This window comes from Methylibium sp., assembly GCF_013817365.1.
Classification (GTDB): Bacteria; Pseudomonadota; Gammaproteobacteria; order Burkholderiales; family Burkholderiaceae_C; genus Methylibium.
On the sequence record NZ_JACDCU010000488.1, the window covers coordinates 1 to 2,898 of the forward strand.

Annotated in this window: 4 protein-coding genes; 1 reads left to right on the top strand and 3 read right to left on the bottom strand. The window is 67.1% G+C overall.

Annotated features, from left to right (window positions below; genetic code table 11):
* Positions 1-563, bottom strand: a 563-nt coding sequence (locus H0W38_RS20225) for a phospholipase D-like domain-containing protein (RefSeq protein ID WP_292457549.1), incomplete at its 3' end; no start/stop codon positions are given.
* Between the two features lie 282 nt (positions 564-845).
* On the opposite strand from H0W38_RS20225, the gene H0W38_RS20230 reads away from it, so the two are divergent.
* A complete protein-coding gene (locus H0W38_RS20230) occupies positions 846-1,919 on the top strand; it encodes a diguanylate cyclase (RefSeq protein ID WP_292457551.1) in 1,074 nt (357 codons plus the stop codon).
* Between the two features lie 21 nt (positions 1,920-1,940).
* Here H0W38_RS20230 and H0W38_RS20235 read toward each other — a convergent pair whose 3' ends face one another.
* Together H0W38_RS20235 and thyA are read right to left on the bottom strand one after the other, a co-directional pair.
* Positions 1,941-2,432: a dihydrofolate reductase gene (locus tag H0W38_RS20235; RefSeq protein WP_292457553.1), complete on the bottom strand. Its 492-nt coding sequence runs from the start codon at positions 2,430-2,432 to the stop codon at positions 1,941-1,943.
* The coding region (gene thyA, locus H0W38_RS20240; protein ID WP_292457555.1) for a thymidylate synthase at positions 2,429-2,898 on the bottom strand (470 nt) is incomplete at its 5' end. The genes H0W38_RS20235 and thyA, both read right to left, overlap by 4 nt.

Consider the following 2,898-nt stretch of genomic DNA (forward strand, 5'->3'; position numbering starts at 1 on the left):
ATGCAGTGCCCACCGACGAACGCGGTCCGCCCGTCCAGGACGACGATCTTTCGGTGGTCCCTGCGATTGAGCACGCCGATGTTGCGCAAACGCTTGTCGTGGTATCGGACGACCTTGCAGCCTGCGGCCGCAAGCTCCGTGCAGGCGGCTTCGCCCATGGCCTTGCAACCGTTGGCGTCCAGCAGCACGCGGACCACGATGCCCGCCCGAGCGCGCTCTGCCAGCGCGGCGGCAAGCTTCGCACCGAGCTGCCCCTCCTTCCAAAGGAAGGTCTCGAAGTGCACGGATCGCTCCGCTTTCGCGATGGCTTCCAGCAGTACGTCGAAGAAATGCCCGTTCTCGAGCACCTCGACCGTGTTGCCTGAAAGGCAGGTGCCATGCGTCAGGCCGCTCAGCGAGGTGACGAGGCGGTCGATGGGCTCGCGGCTCACGACCGACAACTTCGGATCGCCATGACGCTTGACCGACCAAATCACCAGCGTCAGGACCACCACCACGAACAGCAGAACCGCGGCCAGTGCGACCAGCAGCACGCCGCCCGGTGAGCTCATCCAGTCAGGCATCGCGGCAGTGACCGCAGGAAGGCGCAGGCATCATCGTCCTGCGATGGTAGGCGGGAGCCGCCGGACCCTGTTGCCAACGGCGCATGTTTACTCGGAATAGCGTGTCGTCTCGTTCATCTCACCGCAGCGAAGGCGCCGAACTGTCGCCACGGCGCCAATGTGCGCGAGAAAGGCAGCCACACATGTCACGGCAGGCCGGTGTGCCGTGCGGTGTGACGAGCTCGGCGGCGGTGCGCGACTTACCATGCGCACGCGCGCCATGGCGCTTCGAACACGAACCCGATGTCGGCCACAGCCCCCGTAGCGGTCAGCAGATCGACCCAGCCCGTAGCGAAGAGCTCGAGCCTCGCCGGCGCGGCTTTCTGGACGCTGGTGCGGCGCGCCAACATCCTGGCGCTTTGCGTTTGCGTGCTGTTCTTCGTTCTGTTCCACGTGCTCGGCTCGCCGATTCTCGCGTGGTTCAACGTTGTCGGCGTCGCCATCTACGCCTCGGCCTATGTGCTCATTCTGCGGCGGCGAAACGCGACGGCGATCTTCCTGATGTGGGCCGAGGTCCTGAGCCACGCGACGATCGGCACCGTGTTGTTGGGGTGGGAGAGCGGCTTTCACTACTTCCTGTTGATGTTCATTCCGGTCATCGGCATGGGCAAGTCGCCGCGCCTGGTCATTGCGCTGTTGGGGTTGCTGCTTGCCTGCTACCTCGGCCTGGACGCGTTCTCACTTCAGCGCGGGCCGATCTCGCCCTTGCCGTCCGCCAGCCTCATGACGGTGAAGTGGATCAACATCGTCATCGTCTTTTCCATGTTCGCGAGCCTGGCGTATTTTTATCGCGGCACCATCCTTCAGGCCCAGAAGCGCCTGCACCTGATGGCCACGCGCGACCCGCTCACGGGCTTGGCCAACCGCCAGCACTTCCAGACCCTGGCCGAACACGAGGTGACGCGCAGCCGCCGGTCCGGCGAGCCGGTCGGGCTGGTGATGGCTGACGTCGATTTCTTCAAGCGGATCAACGACCGGCACGGCCACGACGCCGGCGACACGGTGCTGGGCCACATCGGCGACACGCTGCTGCGCACGGTCCGCGATCAGGACATCGTCGCGCGGTGGGGCGGCGAGGAATTTCTGATGCTGCTGCCGAACACCGACGCGGCGGGCGCGCGCGTGGTGGCGGAGCGAATCCGCCGCTCCGTCGGCTCGTTCGAGGTCGCGCACGAGGGGCAGGGGATCGCCTCCACGCTGTCGTTCGGCACCACCACCGTGCGGCCCGAGGAATCGCTGTCCGAGGCGTTGCGGCGCGTCGACGGCGCGCTCTATCGCAGCAAGGCCGAAGGGCGCAACCGCGTCGTCAGCGAGTGAGGCCCCCTGGGGGCGTTGTGCTCAGGCGCTCGAGCGGCGCCGATAGTCGGCGAAACGAAAGCGCGGCCCCGGCCCGCTGATCCACGGCTCGCTGCCCTCTTCGATGAAAGCGGCGCGATCCCACGCAGGGAAGAAGGTGTCGCCCTCGAAATCGGCGTCGATCTCCGTCAGCAGCAAGCGGTCTGCCAGCGGCAATGCCTCGGTGTAGATCTGCGCGCCGCCGATCACGAACACCTGCGGCGCGCCCTCGGCCAGCCGCAGCGCGCCGTGCAGCGACTCAGCGGTTTCGGCGCCTGGCGCCAGCCACTGCGGGTTGCGGGTGATGACGATGCTGCGCCGGCCGGGCAGCGCCCTCCCGATCGAGTCCCAGGTCTTGCGGCCCATGAGGATCGGCGCGCCGAGCGTCGTGCGCTTGAAGCGCTGCAGGTCCGCCGGCAGGTGCCACGGCATGGTGCCGCCCTGGCCGATGGCGCCGTTGCGTGCGACCGCCGCGACCAGCACCAACTCCATCACACGGCCACCGGCGCCTTGATGGCGGGGTGCGGGTCGTAGCCGAGCACTTCGAAATCCTCGACCTCGTAGTCGAAGAGGGAGGCGGGACGGCGCTTGATGTTCAAGCTCGGGTAGGGCCGCGGTTCTCGGGTGAGTTGCCGCTCGACCTGCTCGCGGTGGTTGCTGTAGAGGTGGCAGTCGCCGCCGGTCCAGATGAAATCGCCGACTTCCAGATCGCATTGCTGCGCCAGCATGTGCGTGAGCAGCGCGTAGCTGGCGATGTTGAAGGGCACGCCCAGGAAGATGTCGGCGCTGCGCTGGTAGAGCTGGCAGCTCAGGCGGCCGCGGGCCGAGGCCGCGTCGGGCGGCGCCACGTAGAACTGGAAGAAGGCATGGCAGGGCATCAGCGCCATCTTCGGCAGGTCGGCCACGTTCCAGGCACTCACGATGATGCGGCGCGAGTCGGGGTTGGTCTCGAGCTGCCGGA

What these genes read in the sequence shown, in the direction of transcription:
- H0W38_RS20230 (WP_292457551.1), top strand. Translation starts at nt 846, where the DNA reads ATGTCGGCCACAGCCCCCGTAGCGGTCAGCAGATCGACCCAGCCCGTA.